Origin of the sequence: Hellea balneolensis DSM 19091 (assembly GCF_000428525.1) — a bacterium.
In the GTDB taxonomy this organism is placed as follows: domain Bacteria; phylum Pseudomonadota; class Alphaproteobacteria; order Caulobacterales; family Maricaulaceae; genus Hellea; species Hellea balneolensis.
Map to the genome: position 1 here is coordinate 740,680 of NZ_AUAC01000002.1, position 18,279 is coordinate 758,958.

General features: G+C 46.9%; 10 protein-coding genes. 4 read left to right on the top strand and 6 right to left on the bottom strand.

Features of this window, described 5'->3' with window-relative positions:
- Positions 1–9 precede the first annotated feature (9 nt).
- Both atpA and F569_RS0103710 read right to left on the bottom strand, forming a co-directional pair.
- On the bottom strand, positions 10–1,542 hold the full coding sequence (gene atpA / locus F569_RS0103705; protein ID WP_026941100.1) for a F0F1 ATP synthase subunit alpha: 1,533 nt from the start codon (positions 1,540–1,542) through the stop codon (positions 10–12).
- 12 nt (positions 1,543–1,554) lie between these two features.
- Positions 1,555–2,112, bottom strand: coding sequence for a F0F1 ATP synthase subunit delta (locus F569_RS0103710; RefSeq protein ID WP_162143735.1), 558 nt, complete (start codon positions 2,110–2,112; stop codon positions 1,555–1,557).
- A 306-nt stretch (positions 2,113–2,418) separates the two neighbouring features.
- On the opposite strand from F569_RS0103710, the gene F569_RS0103715 reads away from it, so the two are divergent.
- Both F569_RS0103715 and F569_RS0103720 read left to right on the top strand, forming a co-directional pair.
- A complete protein-coding gene (locus F569_RS0103715) occupies positions 2,419–2,973 on the top strand; it encodes a hypothetical protein (protein ID WP_026941102.1) in 555 nt (184 codons plus the stop codon).
- Positions 2,974–3,073: 100 nt separating this feature from the next.
- Complete coding sequence (locus tag F569_RS0103720) at positions 3,074–4,072, top strand: class I SAM-dependent methyltransferase (RefSeq protein ID WP_162143736.1); 999 nt, start codon at positions 3,074–3,076, stop codon at positions 4,070–4,072.
- Positions 4,073–4,215: 143 nt separating this feature from the next.
- Here F569_RS0103720 and F569_RS0103725 read toward each other — a convergent pair whose 3' ends face one another.
- Together F569_RS0103725 and F569_RS0103730 are read right to left on the bottom strand one after the other, a co-directional pair.
- Entirely contained in the window at positions 4,216–7,056 is a 2,841-nt protein-coding gene (locus F569_RS0103725; RefSeq protein ID WP_233353584.1) for a TonB-dependent receptor domain-containing protein, read from the bottom strand.
- A 268-nt stretch (positions 7,057–7,324) separates the two neighbouring features.
- Positions 7,325–9,484, bottom strand: coding sequence for a primosomal protein N' (locus F569_RS0103730; protein ID WP_026941105.1), 2,160 nt, complete (start codon positions 9,482–9,484; stop codon positions 7,325–7,327).
- Positions 9,485–9,536: 52 nt separating this feature from the next.
- Between F569_RS0103730 and fsa the strand changes: the two genes are divergently transcribed.
- Positions 9,537–10,190: a fructose-6-phosphate aldolase gene (fsa, locus tag F569_RS0103735; protein ID WP_026941106.1), complete on the top strand. Its 654-nt coding sequence runs from the start codon at positions 9,537–9,539 to the stop codon at positions 10,188–10,190.
- A 150-nt stretch (positions 10,191–10,340) separates the two neighbouring features.
- Positions 10,341–10,958 carry a LysM peptidoglycan-binding domain-containing protein gene (locus tag F569_RS0103740; protein WP_162143737.1) on the top strand — a complete coding sequence of 206 codons (618 nt, stop codon included), beginning with the start codon at positions 10,341–10,343 and terminating at the stop codon, positions 10,956–10,958.
- Between the two features lie 2 nt (positions 10,959–10,960).
- On the opposite strand, the gene F569_RS0103745 is transcribed toward F569_RS0103740, so the two are convergent.
- Together F569_RS0103745 and F569_RS0103750 are read right to left on the bottom strand one after the other, a co-directional pair.
- Positions 10,961–12,229 carry a coiled-coil domain-containing protein gene (locus F569_RS0103745; RefSeq protein ID WP_026941108.1) on the bottom strand — a complete coding sequence of 423 codons (1,269 nt, stop codon included), beginning with the start codon at positions 12,227–12,229 and terminating at the stop codon, positions 10,961–10,963.
- Between the two features lie 173 nt (positions 12,230–12,402).
- The gene (locus tag F569_RS0103750; RefSeq protein WP_026941109.1) at positions 12,403–18,195 is read right to left on the bottom strand and encodes a DUF11 domain-containing protein; all 5,793 of its coding nucleotides are present in this window, start codon (positions 18,193–18,195) and stop codon (positions 12,403–12,405) included.
- Positions 18,196–18,279: the final 84 nt, after the last annotated feature.

Sequence of the window (18,279 nt, forward strand, 5' to 3'; positions counted from 1 at the left end):
TCTAAATCCTTAAGCCGCGAAATTCTTCGTGAAATTATCCAGCGCAGATTTCAAGCGGCCTTCAATGTCGTCTGTCAACTTCTTTTCAGACGCGATGTCAGAGAGGATAGAGCTGTGATCGGCGTGAAGATGCGCGAGAAATTCTTTCTCATATTTCTGAACCGCTTTGACGTCTACGCCATCAAGATAGCCGCGCGTACCGGCATAGATAACGGCTACTTGCTCTTCCACTTGTAGCGGAGAGAATTGTGGTTGCTTAAGAAGTTCTGTGAGGCGCTCACCACGCGCTAGAAGTGCTTGTGTTGATGCGTCAAGATCTGAACCGAACTGCGCAAAGGCCGCCATTTCGCGATATTGAGCCAATTCTCCTTTAATCGGGCCCGCAACCTGTTTCATCGCTTTAATTTGAGCAGATGACCCAACACGTGACACTGAGAGGCCAACGTTTAGAGCAGGACGAATACCCTGGAAGAACAAATCAGTTTCCAAGAAAATTTGGCCATCTGTAATCGAAATAACGTTGGTCGGAATAAAGGCCGACACGTCATTGCCTTGGGTTTCAATAATCGGAAGCGCTGTTAGCGATCCGCTGCCATTCTCTTCATTGAGTTTCGCCGCGCGTTCGAGCAAACGAGAGTGAAGATAGAAAACATCACCTGGATAAGCTTCGCGGCCCGGAGGACGACGCAACAACAGTGACATTTGGCGATAAGCCACAGCTTGCTTAGACAAGTCATCATATATGATCAGGCCGTGCATGCCATTGTCGCGGAAGTACTCACCCATTGCGCAACCTGCAAACGGGGCTAAGAACTGAAGAGGCGCAGGTTCTGAAGCTGTCGCGGCGACAATGATGGAATAGTCCATCGCGCCATTTTCTTCGAGTGTCTTAACAAGCTGCGCCACAGTTGAGCGCTTTTGGCCGACAACAACATAAATACAGTATAATTTGTCGTTTTCACGATCTTCGTCGAAAGCCGCTTTTTGGTTCAGGATCGCATCAACGGCGACGGCTGTTTTACCTGTTTGGCGGTCACCAATGATAAGCTCACGCTGACCACGGCCTACAGGGATAAGCGCATCAATCGCTTTGATACCGGTCTGCACAGGCTCGTGAACGCCTTTACGCGGCATGATGCCTGGCGCTTTCACGTCAACGCGGCGGCGCTCAGAGGACTTAATCGGCCCCTTCCCGTCAATCGGCTCGCCCAGCGGGTTTACAACGCGGCCCAGAAGACCTTTGCCAACAGGCACGTCAACGATTTCACCAAGACGCTTAACGGTGTCGCCTTCTTTAATGCCGCGGTCATCACCAAAGATAACGGCACCGACATTATCGCTCTCAAGGTTCAGCGCCATGCCTTTGATGCCGCCCGGGAATTCAACCATTTCACCAGCGCCGACATTGTCGAGACCGTAAATACGGGCGATACCGTCACCAACGGACAAAACCTGGCCGACATCGGAGACCTTGGCTTCGGTGCCAAAGCCTTTGATCTGCTTCTTGAGAATATTGGAAATTTCCGCAGCACGAATATCCATGAGATGTTCCTTCTATGCTTCTTTGAGCGCTATTTTAAGATCCTCAAGTTTGGTCTTGAGGGAGCTATCATAAAGTCGGGACCCGATACGCACGATGAAGCCACCGAGCAGGTCAGGATCGACACTTGTTTCAACATCGACCGGACGGCCGAGATTTTTCTTTAAATTTGATTTCAGCGAGGCCAACTGCGCCGCTGTGAGCTTTTTCGCACTTGTGACCCTCGCGACCTGAGAGCCTTTACGTCGCGCGACCATACCTTCAAATGAGGCGAGCATTGCCGGAATTTCATGGGCACGGCGATTCTGCGCCACCGTGCCGATGAACTGAGTCGAAAGCTTGCTGACTTTAGCCTTTGTCGCAACCGCCGTAAGCGCTGCAACTTTGTCTTCCAGAGAAATCACAGGGCTGCTGACCATGCGGTCCATATCGTCTGTTTTTGCGAAAATGCTCTTAAGGGTTTTCACGTCTTTTTCGACTGTTTTCAGAGATTTAGCCCCTTCCGCAAGCTCAAGCAGGGCCTGCGCATAACGCTTTGGCGCTTCACCGGTAATGACGTCTGGTTTTGACACTATATAGAGCCCGTATTTGCGCAGACTAATTTTGAAAAATAGCCGCTTAAACATGCAGAAAGCGAAAGCAGACACAGGTCTATTTCCGCCAATTCCCGCGGGCTTTAACACGCGCATTTTCAAAAGCCAAGCCTCAATAGACTGCGGCAATGTGGCAAGGTGATTTCGAACCAAAAAAGCCCGTCATACCACAACACTATAGCTATGAATAACTTTACAGTTTCGAATAGTTATGCATGTTAAACTGTTGCAGACTTTCAAAGTAAACAAAAACATCTTATCATTATGATATAAATAGAGGTAGTCATGAAACGTAATCTAAAAACAACCTGCATTACTGTGGTTTTGGCGTCACTTTTTTGTGCTCCCTCAGTCTCTTTTGCTCAGAATGATGAAATGTCGAGTACAGCTAACGAGAGTCTGTCTGCCCTTTTTAATTGCACTGATATCATATTAGATGCGGAACGACTTACCTGCCAAGATGCTGAAATTTTAAAACTTAAAGATGCCACTGAGTCAAAATCACTTGTCGTTTTTGATGAAAAATCCGCCAAAGATTTTAAGAGAAAATCTTTTGGGCTTTCGCTTCCAAAAATCGACTTGTTAGGCTCAGCGAACCCCTCTGATGAAACTAAGAACGTTTTACTAACCGTAAAATCAATTAAAACTTCAGGGAGAAAGTTAACAGTAGTTATGGAAAATGGTCAAATATGGCAATCCCTAGATTCAAATTACGGTTACATACCGAAAAAGGGCACTATTGAAGCCAGAATAAAAACCGCTGCATTTGGAAGTTTTTTAATGAAACTTTCCACTGATAAAGCAAGGTCAAAAATGATACGCGTAAGGCGTATCAAATAACATATTCCTCGGCAAACATCATATAGATTTACTTTAGTAAAACATCTGCTTGAGAGATATGGTGAACAACTTCACAATCACAAAATAGGATGTGTCTTTTGTGACGAATACAAATGCAAAAAATTGGGATAATTATTGGCAAGGCCGTGCTTCTCAACAAAGCGGCAATGCACTTATTGAAGTCGGCATTGAGCGCAATCACGAATTAAAAAAATTCTGGACCAAAGTATTCTCAAATGAAGTTAAATCAACCAAGGTAATAGACTTTGCCTGCGGCGCAGGGTCGGTTTTGGAACACGCAAATAATCTTGGGTTTTCAGATTTGTCAGGCTTAGATGTTTCGGAAAAAGCCTTAGAGGTGATGAGTCAAAAAATTGCAGGTGCCAAGACAATATGTGCTCCTGTCAACCTGACAGGTCTGGAATCAGAGGCATATGATTTGGCAGTGAGTCAATTCGGAATTGAGTATGCGGGTGACAAAGATAGCCTTTTCAAAGCTTTCAAAGAAATATATCGAACATTAAGGTTTGGAGGCAAAATTGTTATAATTGCGCACACAACAGATGGCGTAATTATGGAAGGGTGCCTTGCTTCCTTAAAGCAAATCAATTTGATTAAAGAAAGTGGGTTTATAGAAAGATCGCAGCAGGTCTTCACAGCACTTAAAGAACCATCCGAAAAAACTAATGGTGAAGCATTTTATGAGCTCACCCAAAAACTTAACGATACTGCACAACCTATTATGGAATGGCTTAAGTCATACCCAGAATTAGAGGCTGAAAAAACAAAGAACGAATTCATGAGGTTTGCTTATCACCTTCTAGAATCTTCGCATCGCCTTATAACACATCATACAAATTATTCAGAAACAGATGCGCTGAATTGGTTCGAGGGCATGAAAGAAGAATTAGAAGCATATAAGGGCCGCATGTTAAGCATGACAAAAGCTGCGCTTTCATCTCAGGATATTTCAGACTTGAAAGAAAAGCTTGCCGCAGAATACGGCCCTTCGAAATTAGACTTTGAGGAATTAAAAACACTGCATTTTAATTCAAATACAAAACCGGCGGCCTGGGTTATTCGCGCTTCTAAGCCTTAGCAATTTAATGAATTTGATTCGCGAGTAAAAACTCTTTTTTAAAGTTAAATGCTATATCAAGTGTCATTTAAGACACACATCAAATTTCCATAAAAAAACCGACCCCAAATAGGGTCGGTTCCTTAGTGAATTCAAGTTTGTTTTTAGAAGTTGATCTTCGCGTTTGCAAAGAATGTACGTCCAAAGACATCATATGTAGCAGGATATGTGTTCGCCTGTTCATCATTATCACCAATTACGGGTGGTCCTGAGTTCAAGAGATTGTTGGCACCTAATGTTAGGGTCAAATTATCATTGAATGAACGAGAGACAGAACCATTGAAGTAATGCTTCGTTCCGATTTCATCAACAAAGTTACCAGGTGCTGTATACTCACCATCAACTTCGTTTCCGTTTCTTACAGAGCCGATTAACTGCCATGTAAGCTGACCATTCCACTCATTCTTAGCAAGACCAGCCGTTACGCGGTGACGATATGTCGGATCTGGTTCGCCACAACCACTAAAGTAGCCAGCACAGCCTAGAACAGGCGCATCTGCGGAAACTTGGAAATCGTTAGCGATAGTATAAGTACCAAGATAGTTCAAAGAGAGTTGTCCTATATCAAAACCAAGATCAGATGTATCGAAGCTGTATTGTGCAGCAATGTCGATACCTTCATTGTCTAATGCAGACAAGTTAGCTGATTGTGTTGATACAGACAAGATTGTTCCATCTGCACGACGAACTACAGCGCCACAGAAATTACTTCCCGCACCACGTGTGTCCGCAGTGATGTAACAATTATTTAGGATTGTCTGGGCACCAATTGCTCCGATAGCGTCTTCAATCGAGATATCGAAGTAGTCAACAGAAAGAGTCAATCCCTCAATAAAGCTTGGGTTCAGAACGGCACCAATTGTAAAGGTGTCTGCTTTCTCAACATTCAAAGCATCGTTACCACCGCTAAGAGCGCGAACTTGTCCTGAAGCCGTATCAAGAGCAGCCGTACCAATCACACCTGCCGGAGCTCCAGTTGCCTGACAAATCGAGACTGCCGTACTGTCAATAGCGCCGAACTGACTTGCATATGCAGCAGAACATGGGTCCTGACCACCAGGGAAACCCTCATTAACTGGTGAGAAAAGCTCACCAATATTAGGAGCACGAACCGCTGTGTTATAGTTACCACGAATACGAATTTGGTCGTTTATCGCCCAGTCACCACCAATTTTATAGTTGTAATGTGTTCCGGCGGTGCTGAAATCAGAGACACGGCCCGCAACGTCAAGTGTGATGCCAAAACCAACAGGAATTGAAGCCTCACCATATGCTGAGTATACATCATAATCACCTTGTAGCGCCGCTGCACCGTTGAAGCCTGCGATTGTACTCGCGGCGACATCTTGTGACGGACGGAATACAAATCCATTTTCGATATATTCAGCACCAACAGCAACGCCAATCGGATCTTCAGAAATCTTCAAATTCCCTAAATCACCTGAAAAGTTAGCTTGTAAAACACGCTGCACAGTCTCGTCAGTCGTAGACGCTGCTGTTTGAAGGAATGCAGCCGCCTCAGCTGAAATGTTACCGGCACCAAAAAGGTTTAACGGAGAACATCCTACCGTAGAACCGTTTGCAGACGGATCAGCACAGCTCGGGTTACCATTAGCATCAAGATCAACATTTCCGTCACCGTCAGCATCAGCGAGAAGCAGGGCTTGGTCGAAGCGTCCACGGTTTACGTTACCATTCTGGAATGTAGAAGATTGCGTACGACCTTCTGAATAAGACAAGTCATAATTCCAACCACTTTCAAACAAATCGCCACGAAGCCCCGTCACAATCTGGAATGTGTTGCGTGAATCTGAGTTGAAACGTGGACCAACTTCGACGAGACGGCGACGAAGAAGGGCACTTGCTGTATCATCGATCCCATCTCCATCTGTATCTACACCAGATCCTATTGCATCAGACAAAACACGCTGAGTTTCAACGGGGATAAAAGGGTTTCCATCAAGCGAGAAACCATTTGCAGGTGTTTGGAAAATCGGAGTCGGAGCAAGCTGCGAAGACACAGTGTTATTAGCGAAACGACCTTCACCATAGATTTCAAAATGATCACTAATTTCATAATGCGCTGAGCCACTTATTGTGAAGCGTTCTTGAGGCAATTGAATAAAGTTAACAGGCGCATAGTTATAAAAGTCGTTAACATCACCGCTTGTTACGAACGGACGTGCCGCTCCATTTGGCTCAAAAACAACACCAAAGCTATCAGAGAACGAACCAAGACCACCAGCGAATATAGAAGTTCCCGGTACGCCTGATGAACCGCCAGGTTCTAGGCCTGTGTTATCAATATTATCAAAGAACGCCGTTTCTGAGAAATCACGATCACCTTGGAACAGTGCACTACGATCCGTCCAACCAACGTTGACTGTCGCATTACCGCGGCCATCAGATGTGTTGGCACCAAGTGTTACATTAGCGTTAATTGTTTCTGCATCGCCTTTTTGAGTAGATGAGTAACCAACGTTAGCTTCAACACCCTCAAAATCATCTTTAAGAATGAAGTTAACAACACCCGCAACAGCATCAGCACCATAAACCGATGATGCACCACCAGTAAGAACTTCAACATTTTTAATCATTGCAGGAGCAATCGTATTGATATCAACGATACCAGCCTGACCGTTTGGCATAGCGCGACGTCCATTTACGAGGACGAGAGTACGGTTCGGACCTAAACCACGGAGATCAACAGTTGCTGTACCGTTACCAGGGTTGTTAGATGTTCTGTCAAGACCTGGTACTGTTTGCGGAAGCGTGTTAAGCAAGTTCTCAACGTTAATTGCACCTGTGCGCTCAAATTGAATAGCGTCGACTGTTGCAACAGGCGAGTTTGATATAAAATCTTTCTTCGCAATACGTGAACCCGTAACGATGATTTCTTCATCATCGGAGTCCTGAGCATGGGCGGTGGCTGGGGCTAGTGTCATGGCAGATGCGACAAGCATCGTGGACAATAACAACTTATCTTTATTGAACTTCATTCGGATATCCCTTCGAGGAGTAAAGTTTTGCATTATTTTGCACTAAATTCATAGTGTCTGGCTTTTCCGATAAGAGAAATCTTAACGAACTGCAACATCTTACATCAAAAGCTCATAAAATTATGCCTAGGTGTTGCAAAAATGCACCTCGACCACCACCTAAAATGGCTATCATATGTCGCACTAACAAAAATTGCATTGCATTATCTCAAACTCACATAAAACTCTGTGGATCTATATCGATTTGGAGTTTGTATTTTGAGGGTGGTTTTACCCTTGCACGCCATGTTTTCATATATTTGGGGAGGTTTACAGTCATTTCGGCTTGAACAAGTAGGCGGCGGCGATAGCGGCCTCGGATGCGGCCTATAGGCGGCTCGCTTGGGCCTAATATCTCAACACCATCGGCTCTGGGTGCCAATGATACAAATTTTTTGGCGAGAGCCTCGGTTTTTTTCAAATCTTCACCTGATATAATAACCCCGGCTAATTTCCCGAAAGGCGGCAATAGCAATGCCTCGCGCAGGCCCAGTTCTGCTGATATAAAGCGCTCGCGGTCGCCTGCGGCTAATGCCGCCAGAGCTTCGTGATCAGGTTGATGCGTCTGAATAAGGGCATGGCCCGGCTTATCCGCCCTACCTGCTCGGCCCGCGACCTGCACCAAGGTTTGGTAAGTCCGCTCCCCTGCGCGAGGATCACCGCCTGCGAGTGCCAAGTCGCCATCGACAACACCGACAAAAGTCAGCTTGGGAAAGTTATGCCCTTTAACAACCATTTGCGTTCCGACAAGGATATCAATATCGCCCTGCTCCATCCGTGTCATACGGGCGGCGATTTCGGCGGGGTTACCAGCTGTATCAGAGGAGAAAATTTCGATTTTAGCATCCGGGAAATGCTTTGCGGCTTCTTCAGCTACGCGTTCAACACCAGGGCCAACAGCGTTTAGGCTGTCCTCAGCTTTGCATTCGAGACACGCGGTAGGCATGCGCATAGAAAAGCCTGTCTGATGACACATCGCGCGGCCTGTTGCACGGTGCTCTACTAACCAACTATCAGTGTCGGGACTTTTGAGTTTCTGCCCGCAATTGCGGCAGATAATAAGCGGGGCGTAGCCCCGGCGGTTGAGATAAAGCATGGCCTGCTCGCCGCGGGCCAAGACGGCATTCGTCGCCTCTATTAAAGGCGCAGAGATAAAGTCCCCCTTCTCAGGTGGGTGATCCTTCAAATCTACCAGGTCGATTTCGGGAAGCGTTACTACGCCCGGACGCTCTGGCAAAATTACATGGGCATATCGGCCTGTTCGCGCATTGACCAAACTCTCAAGAGAGGGTGTGGCCGAGGCCAACACAACTGAGTGCTTGGCGATTTTAGCCCTCACAACCGCCATATCACGGGCATTATAGATGACGCCCTCTTCTTGCTTGTAAGACGTGTCATGCTCCTCATCGACTACGATCAGACGCAAATTTGGGAATGGTAGATAAAGCGCTGACCGCGCCCCTACGACTAACTGTGCCCTCCCCTGAGCTACTTCGCGCCAAACCCGCCGCCGCGAAGCGTCTCCAAGTTGTGAATGCCAAGGCGCCGGTGCCACGCCAAAACGCGCTTCAAAACGCGACATACCTGCTTGCGTAAGCGCAATTTCTGGCACGAGAATGAGCGCTTGTCCTCCTTTTTTCAGAGCTTCGGCAACAGCTTCAAAGTAGACTTCTGTTTTACCCGACCCCGTCACACCATCAAGCAGACTAACATTATAATCACGCTTAGCGACTTGCGCGATGAGTTCGTCAGAGGCACGCCTTTGCGCGAATGTGAGAGCAATCCCGCCATGCTCTGAATTTGGCACGCCAAAGGGGCCATCGACAGGCAGGTTTTGAGCGATCAATCCGCCTGCAGCTTCAAACCCTCTCACAACGCCCGAGCTCACCCCAGCCCGTTCTGAAATTTCTGAGGCGCGCGCAGGAAAAGGCCCTCCATGCTCTAGAATAGATTGCCGGGATGCCGTCATTTTAGAAGGCAAAGATTCGCTTGGCGAAAATTGCGTGACCATGGGACTAGGATCAAGCGCTTTATAACTTCGCACAACCATCCGCAAAACAAGGCCAGGCGAGACACAATTATATCGAGCTGTCCATTCGATAAATCTGAGCATCTCTACCGAAAGAGGCTGTGTCGCTTTGACTTGGGCAATATCTTTGAGTGTACGGCCTCCGTCATCCTCTAATATATCAAAGACAACGCCAAGCTTCATTTGCTTGCCGATTGGGGCAAATACGAAGTCGCCACGCTTAATGTTCACGCCATGTGGAATGCGATAATCAAATGCACCTGGAACATTCACAGGAAAAAGGATTTGGGCATTTTGTGCGGCCATAATTCGTGATAGCAGACATTCAACTAGAATCGTCCCCCTTTTGGAGCCTCCCATGAAGTTTTTTGTTGATAGTGCAGATCTCGACGCCATTACCGAGCTAAATGATATTGGCCTTGTTGACGGCGTAACGACTAACCCATCCATAATTGCAAAGTCCGGCCGCGACTTTAAAGAGGTCATTGCTGAAATATGCAAAATTACTGAAGGTCATGTCAGCGCCGAAGTTGTCGCGATGGAAGCTGATAAGATGATTGAGGAAGGACGCGCCCTTCGCAAAATCGCATCAAATGTCTGCGTGAAACTGCCCCTCACAATGGATGGCTTGAAAGCTTGCAGTATCTTATCTCGCGAAGGCACGCCCACAAATGTCACGCTTTGCTTTTCTCCTAACCAAGCTCTGCTCGCAGCTAAATGCGGCGCAACATATATTTCGCCCTTTATCGGACGTCTGGATGACCTCTCGCTAGATGGGATGGAGCTGATTCAAGATATCCGCATCATTTATGATAATTACGGCTTTGAGACTGAAATACTCGCGGCCTCAATTCGTAATGCCAATCATGTCAAAGACTGTGCGTTAGTAGGCGCAGATGTCATGACGGCCCCTCCAAATGTAATCAAAGGGCTCTCCAATCATGCCCTGACCGATAAAGGTCTCGCGGCCTTCATGAAAGATTGGGAAAAAACCGGGCAGACAATTCTCTAAATCTTACGCTTTGGATATTGGTTTAACCCTTCGTAAACCATAAACTGCAAGTATAAGGCCCTATTTATAGGGCTAAGTATGTTGCGTTGTGGGCTTATTGTATCTTCATTTATAATCTTGGCTTCGAGTGGTCTCGCTGCTTGCTCGACCGTGTCAGATAATATTCCAACCGTGAAAATTGAACGCAAGAAAGCCAAGAAGGTTAAATCCGTGACTACCCCTGCGGTGGTCCAAACCGCCCGCTATGAAGCACCAAAAGTTCAAAAAGCCGAAGCTGCCATGGTTTGCGAGAATGACAATATGCGCCAGCGCGCGGCTGATCGAAATATGAAAAATGACATGGCGCGCGTGCTTATCCTAGAAGAAGCCGGGCGCTCATCAAATATAATAGCGGATGTTGAAGTTAATTGCCGTGATTACTTTGAGAGTCAAAACTCAAAAGCCGCCCAACTTGTTCGAGCTTACACGAATGTTCAAACAGTAGCCTCCCCAACTTACATCCGGCAAAACTCCACTTATGCAACATCGCCAGCTCCTAAAGTTGCGCCGCTGCAAAAAGCAAAAATAGTTAAAGCCTCTACAAGCGTAATAGCGGCTGACGGTTATTATTATTCCATAAAAAGGGGCGATACTTTATATCGTATCGCCCGTGAAAACTGTTCATCAGTGAGTGACATTTCCTCACTTAACGGAATAGCTGATCCAACAAAAATTGAAGTTCATCAGATCATTCGCTTGCCCGCACAAAAATGCAATGCGCTAAAATAATTTTATTTGATAGCCTTTAAGCGCGGCGTCGCTACTTTTTCTTCTTTTGGTAAAACAGGATATTTTGAGGCTGCATCCGCACGCGCCGCGTCTGCCGCTACCATACTTGACCCGACACTTACGCCGCCAATGGCTGCATAGCGCTCGAGCTTTTGCTTCTGCACCAAATTGATTTTGCGAAGCGTGTCAATGTCTTCCATAGCTGCCGTGAATTTGGCGTTTAAGTTTTCAAACTCGACTTTCGAACGCGCTAATGCACGGGCATTGCGCTCGACTTCATCAGCTTTACCGCGGAAACGTGTTTCATTTCGGTCGTTTCTCTCGCGTTCAGACTCAAGTTGATTACGAAGAGTTATGATCTCTTCATCAAAATGCGAAGACATATTATCTTTAATACGTACTTGCGTATTAAGCTGATCAATACGGCTCTTTAAGGCGAGTGTTTCATCATCGCGCCGCTTAAGTGTGTCCTCATATACATTCTTTTGCGCTTTAAGATCATATCTAGCATTTTCAAGGGCACTATTAGACTCGAAATATTTTGCTTTCATCTCGTTGAAATCAAGCCGCAAGTTTTTAAGCTCTACTTCCGCACTATCAGCCGCTTTGGTCTTTGTATCTAAGCGGTTGGATAACTCTTCAACACTTTTTGACAGTTCAATAACGCGGTGATTTTGCGTTGAAAGACTACCAGCTTGTTGCGCAACTTCGTCTTGAAGGTTCTGGTTCGTCATTTGGATAGTCGCGAGCTTTTCATCTTTCTGTGTCAGTTGACTTGAGAGTGTTTCAATATCACGACCTTGCTTAATCAACTTCTCACGGTCTGCAACCTCTCGGTCTTTGCGCTGAGCGATATCGGCTTTTGTGTTTTCTAATTTTTGGCGCATGTCATTGTGCTGACGCTCTAAATTGATAAGCTTGTTCTCTTGCTCTGAAGCCCACTCAGTCTTTTGCTCTAATTTCTTTGCTGTCGCTTCGAGATCATTGCTCAATTTTGCTGTTTCAGTTTCAAGCCTTGCAACGTGGCGAAGACCCGTTTCCATTTTTGCAATCGTTTTATTGAGAGAGCTCATCCGTTTGGCCGCAAGCTGCTGCTGCTCTGCATTTGCTTTGAGTTCACCAACTATAAAGTCAACCGACTCACGCGCTTGCGTAATGTCATCTGCTGAGGCCGTTTTGCCGGTTAGTGAGGCTGAGGGCGTGTATACGGGTGATAACCCTATTTCTTTTGGTCGTTCTGCTGTTATTTTTTCGCGCTTAAAGAAGTTCATAGTTCCCCCCGGAAGGCTGATGACTTGCGATAACGCCCCCCCATGGGACGAATCAATAAGTTAACGAACCATAAACGCGTGATTCCAACAAGCCAGAACAGCTGTAACCTATAAAAATGGTGAATGCGGCAGTCGGATATCGTTTCAGCTCCGAAACGACATGCTGAGAGTGCCTATCCCTCACATCCGTAGAAATAATTCCCGCATGTTTTCATGAAGTGCACGACACTACCATTGGCTGATAGGATACGGAAGGCCTCACGATCTTCTTGTTGAGATGGCAATACAGAATATTCAAAGTGATGTTGTTTTCCCAATCCAAGCAAGCCGGACGTTCCTACAGGCAGGATGTCTTCGGAAAATAAAGAGGCATCCGCATCAGCAAATCCATTTTCGTAGCCCATAGACGTAAAGAGATAATCCAAATACTTACGGTCCGTTTCATTATCGGCGTAGCGGGCTTGAAGTTTTTCAAAGAAAGCTGTTGGCGTTAAGCCGTGAGAATTTCCAAATTCGGGCATCGTGCCTAAACGCGTAACCTGCTTAGGCGCCTCATTAGCCGGGATGCTAAAAATTGCGACATTGGAAGTTCCGCACATATTTAAATTTGGACGAGCGATCTCAGCTGCTTTTGTCATAATCACAGGCTCAGGAGTGGCTACAGGACATTCAGCCAAGTCAAAAACCTTCGTAGCACCATCATCACACACATATGCTGTTAGCTCTGTTTTAGGCGCGACCACCTCAGCCGGTACGATTTCCACTGGTGCTGGCATCGGAACAACTGGACAAGCACTTAAATTGAAAACCTGTGTTTGGCCATCAGAACAAAGCAAGCTCTGCTTTACGTTTTTAGGAGCCGCCTCTTTTTGAACTGTGTAAACCTGCTTAGGCGTGTAAGGCTGCACATTATTTGGCGAGATCCGGCGCAATAAACCGCTTGCTGTATTCTGGTCAAATTTGAGGCGCATCTGCAGATAAGCCCCTTTTCGAGAATACTCAGCCGCCTCAAAATCATCATCCTTAAAACCTTCAATGTTATAGCCTGCCGACACCCAAATATTCTTAGCTGGGCTAACGCCTATCGAAGGACCAAAACTATATTGTGACGTGTTTGTGCCCTTAGAGGTCATATAACTACCGCGAACACCAATATCGATTTTCTCGGTTACATCAAAACGCGCTTCGCCGCCCACGAGATGGTTCCAGCTTTTCAATTTCTTTCCAGCAAGTTCTGTGCTGACATGTTTCACGCCATAATTAGCCGTGGCTTGAAGGCGGTCCGTGATCATCTGATTAACAGCCAAGTTATTGACGACTTTAGTTTCAGTCTCCCCGCGCGCATTTTTATCATGACTAATATCGAAGCGATCAAAGATAATTGTGTCTTCATTACGAGGACGCCACGCACCACCGATCCGAACGTCTAATTGACTTGTATTTTGTGATTGATCATCAGGATTCGTAAAGAGCGCTCTTGCAGAACCTGCGAGAGACAATTCTTCAGAGAGCTCCCGTGCAACACCGGCGGTCGCCGTATATGTGTCGCCAATCGAAGACTTGCGGCCCTCAACTCGTGCAGAGCCGCTCATAACGTCATCGCGATAGGCTGCACCGACATATGCAGAAGTGAAATCCTCATTCACTTCAAGCGGGGACACAGCGGCGTCGGGAGCTATTTCAATAAAGCTTCCTTTTTGGTCGATGACATTGCGGTTTCGCAAACCACCTGAAGCCGACCAGTTCTCATTGATCTGGACTTGTTGATCCAAGCCAATGGTTGCGCCTAAGCGGCGTCCGCCATCATTTGTCAAAAGATCGGAATTGGCCGAGACAGTGGTGCCCTTCCAAGGTGTCACTGCAACGCCAACAATCGTGTTATTGCTTTTTGTATCTGCTCCATTGAGCATTTCATGGCGCACTGACAAAGTGGCTTTGTCTTTTAAGTTTTTATCTACGCCAATTGTTGTGCGCTGCGGATAAGCACTGACTTCATCTTTGCCGCCAAGAGGTTGCTCATGACTGACCTGAATGGTTGCATCAAGTTTGGGTACGCGAACGGCAGCACGGCCAATCGCAAGTAGAGACTGACGATCCTCAGAGCCGACGATCTCATCCTTACTGGCTCTAAAGCCCCCGCTTAACGTCAATAGTTCACCTTGGTGGGTCGCTACGACCTCAGCCGTGTTGCGCGAGTTTCCTGATGTCAGGTTTTCTTCGCGGAAAGCCTGAGCCTCAACGCTGCGGTTCCCGCGGCGACCTGTGTCCTCATCTTCAAACTCATCAAACTTATAGCTACCCTTGGCCCCATAACGGCGAACGCCTGCTGTGTTTGAATTCAATTGTCCAACACCGTAACCCGCCTCTTCTTCTCGGTAATAAGCTTCGCCGGAGAAGTTTTCAGACGTATGGATGACTTCCGCCAAAATCGCAGAGGCTGTCCCGTCATTTGAGGACCCTTTGTTTTCTGTGATCGCATATTCGGCGCGAAGCTGAGTATTATCTGTGATTTGTGCAATCACATCCACGCCAACTTGGTTTTGCTCAATGCCGCCTTGCAGACTTGAACCGTCTTCATGCACGAATGTAGATCCGATTTGAACCTTATCGTTCAGAACTTGTGCTTGTACGCGGCCACCAAATGTAATGTTACGTTCCGCGTCTTCAGCCGTTTCGTAATCCACGACAATGACATTGGGGTTAAACTCTGCGTCAGATACATCTACGGGTAGGCGGAAGATCAATTGACCGGTGTAATAATCAAGCGTGTAATCAAGCGTGTAATCAAGGTAACGCACCATAACTTTGCGCTCTAAAATGACATCTGGGCGGAAACGGTCGCGAGTCTCAACAACAATCTCTTCAGATTGCGCGAGGATACGCTGACTGGAAAGTTGATAGGTTCCGCTCGTGCCATCTGCCGCAATTTCATCTTTTGCAAAGCCTTGGTTTGTCTCTGCCGCAAACCCTAAGACTTGCAGATTATCGCCAAGATATTCAGCTTTTAGGCCGGAAAGACGGCGGTTATAAGACGTCAGACGACCTTCAGTGATGTTGGTGTCATAATCGCCAAACATGGCGTAAGCCTGACGCTTCTCAAGCTTTACATAAACAGGGTAACGGCTAACGCCCTCAAATTCTTGGTAAGACCTGTCGCCATAAAGCGTATAATAAGCATTTGGGTCAATCTCGCCTAAGAAGTCTCCGTCAATATTTCCGGTCTCTTTATGTTTTGATGTATCGACAGACATAGTCATGAGCCAGTTGCCCTTGATCATACCTTTGGCAAAGAAGGCCAAACGGCCATCTTTGATAACATCTTTGCCCTCAGTCTCGCCAAGCGCAACGGCATTGCCGCTTATATTATCGTATCCTAATGAGCCTTCTGCCAAACCAACAAGAATCCAGTCGCGCTTTTCAGGTTCCATATACATATAGATCGGAACTTTGCGGCCATTATCGAGCGTGGCGATGACAGTGACTTTACCTGTTCGCAGTGTGGGCTCTAACTTGACCTTAAGGACGCCATCCGCGCCAATTGAAAAGTCCTGACGCGCTGACAACGGCGCTATAAGATCCTGGGTCTGCTCAATGAGGCGATTTTCACCTGTTTCATCGTAAAGCCTGTAAGGCGGCTCAACATCGATAGTTGTGATGCGGCCCGCATGAACGGGGCGCCCTGCTTCGTCTTCCATGCGAATAGCAACAACTGGGACGGTGCGGCCATCAGCCACCAAGGTCGATTGGTCAGGCATGGGAATGGCGCGTGCGATAGTTTTTACAAAAGAAATCTCTTCGCGCAGCGTTTTTAAAACTGTGCCATTCTTATCTCTGACGGTCGCGATAATTTCATTGCGGCCTTCAAGAAGGTCCACACCGCGCCAACGGCTGATCATAACGCTCCGGTCAGAATTGCCATCTTTGCCAGCAAAATTCATGTCTGAGACGAGATTGCCATTTACGGTCAGTTTTACGACATGATCAGCACCGTGTTTAATACCAATGTTCGTTGACGGTTTTGACGGCGTACGATTTGTATCAGGATAAACCCAATCAATATCGCCATTTTGCTCCTCAAGCCACGTAACATCGTAATCTTTATATTCTTTAGCGTCGTTAAAGACTTCATCCTCAATGAGGGTTTCGCGCTGACCTGTCTGTTTTAGATAGAAGTTAGCCCGCCAGATACCGCCGCCTTGAACATCAATGAATTTTGAGTTCACGGCACCAGCATAGCGCGTGTTTTCTTCGCATTTCATCAACTCAAAGCCTTGCGGCAAAGTTTCTTCATCGACTTGGACGACGTGAGTACCTTTACTGACGCCCTCAAAATGGAACAGGCCGTCTGGGTCAGAAACGACATATGCGCCTGTTTCCATGTAAAGACGAACGCCTTCCACACCGACGCCTCTTTTAATTTCACGCGCCCAATCTTCATCGCCATCACAGCTTTGCTCGGAGATGCGGCCTACTATTGTCGAACGTGAACGAATGAGGTCTTCACGCAATCTAATCCCTGCACGGGCGATATTTGAAAGTTGGTCTCCGTTTCGGTCAACGATTACAGCCTCATTTACGGCGTCACCCATAGGAGCGCCCGGACCAATTTCTAGAGCATAATCAAGGGAGAGTGTCTCACCGGGCTCAACAAGGCCCATTGGGAATGTCAAAAGCGTTGCATTAGCCGAAACTTCAGGATCTGAAATTGTGTTCTGGACCACTCGAGATGTTCCCGGCACATAGCGGAACCCAACTGGCAATGTATCATAAAGCATTACTGGGGCTGCAACCTGGCCACGGTTCTCAATTGTTACAGTATAATTTACGAAATCGCCAACATCACCAAAGCTACGGTCTGCCGTTTTGTTGACAACCAAATCTGTGTCGGGGTCGAGCGGGATATCAAACCGTAGAGGGCCGGCCTCACCCAGACTAAAGTTCTCGCCATATGAGGCGTCAGTTATAACAAAACTGCCATCTGCATATTGTGTAAAACTTTCCGGCGGGAGCACTGACGAGAAACGATATCCTTCCGGTGGGTCAACCAAAATGGCATAGTTGCCAGAGTCAACGATTGGGTAGCGGAACTCACCTGTTCCCATTTCATATGTCAGTCCGCCGCCATCTTGTACTTCACTGCCGCTGATGACTTCAGCCGGAAAGGACGAAAAACCATCCACACCGCGAACATTGGCATCAGTATTTGTTCCCAAATCTATTAGCGTGACTTTCGCGCCATCGATAAATTCACCCGAGACTGAACTAAAGACACGGTTTAGGGGATTTACGATAGCGGTATCGACAGTCACGTCGGTCGCATCAAATGTATCAATATAAGTCGCTGTAAGCTGTGTGTTCGCGCCAACACTTAACTCATTATCATTAGGCGCAGCAGTTCCAAGCGTCGAGGGAACGTAAGCCCAAAATTCGCCGGAGTTAGGATCCGACTCATATAGACGTAGGACAATAACATCCCCAATATCAGAAGTTATTGTGATATTAAGTGTATCAATAGCGCCGGAATTAAGGTTCTGCCCCATATCTGTGACGCGCACGAACATGAGCTCACCAGCTAGGTAAGTCGTTGCAGGAATAAGCGGGATTTCATCATTTAGTTTTACAAGGTCACCGCCTGTAGTCACAGGGTCACCTACACTCGTATATTCACCCGTCAGGTCTCCAGATGGGCTGAAATCAGACCCGTTAATATTGCGAAGAATGGGTGATGGTGCTGTGGGGGAGTTACGGAAGAACTCAATAACAGCAGGGGTTGGCGCAGGACGAACAGTAAAGACAGCACGGTTTGTTACAACCCGCTCAGATACACCATTTGTATCATAGCTGACGGAGGCGATATTGACGACTTCCGCACCGAAGTCCTGAGCCTGAGCACCTTCGCTTCCTGCAATCCATGCAGTCGCGGCAAGAGCTATCGCGCCAAAGTTATGTTTAAATGTTGGGTTCAATTACCTATCCACAGCCATGAAGAATGAGCCAGCTCGCAAAAGCTGCTTTTCTTAGCGAGGTCTGCCGCCCTAAAAGGCGGCAGA

Excerpts from the sequence above, each read along its gene's own strand:
- F569_RS0103745 (WP_026941108.1), bottom strand. The coding sequence starts at position 12,229 with ATGAACTTCTTTAAGCGCGAAAAAATAACAGCAGAACGACCAAAAGAA.
- atpA (WP_026941100.1), bottom strand. The coding sequence starts at position 1,542 with ATGGATATTCGTGCTGCGGAAATTTCCAATATTCTCAAGAAGCAGATC.
- F569_RS0103730 (WP_026941105.1), bottom strand. The coding sequence starts at position 9,484 with ATGGCCGCACAAAATGCCCAAATCCTTTTTCCTGTGAATGTTCCAGGT.
- fsa (WP_026941106.1), top strand. The coding sequence starts at position 9,537 with ATGAAGTTTTTTGTTGATAGTGCAGATCTCGACGCCATTACCGAGCTA.
- F569_RS0103715 (WP_026941102.1), top strand. The coding sequence starts at position 2,419 with ATGAAACGTAATCTAAAAACAACCTGCATTACTGTGGTTTTGGCGTCA.
- F569_RS0103725 (WP_233353584.1), bottom strand. The coding sequence starts at position 7,056 with ATGACACTAGCCCCAGCCACCGCCCATGCTCAGGACTCCGATGATGAA.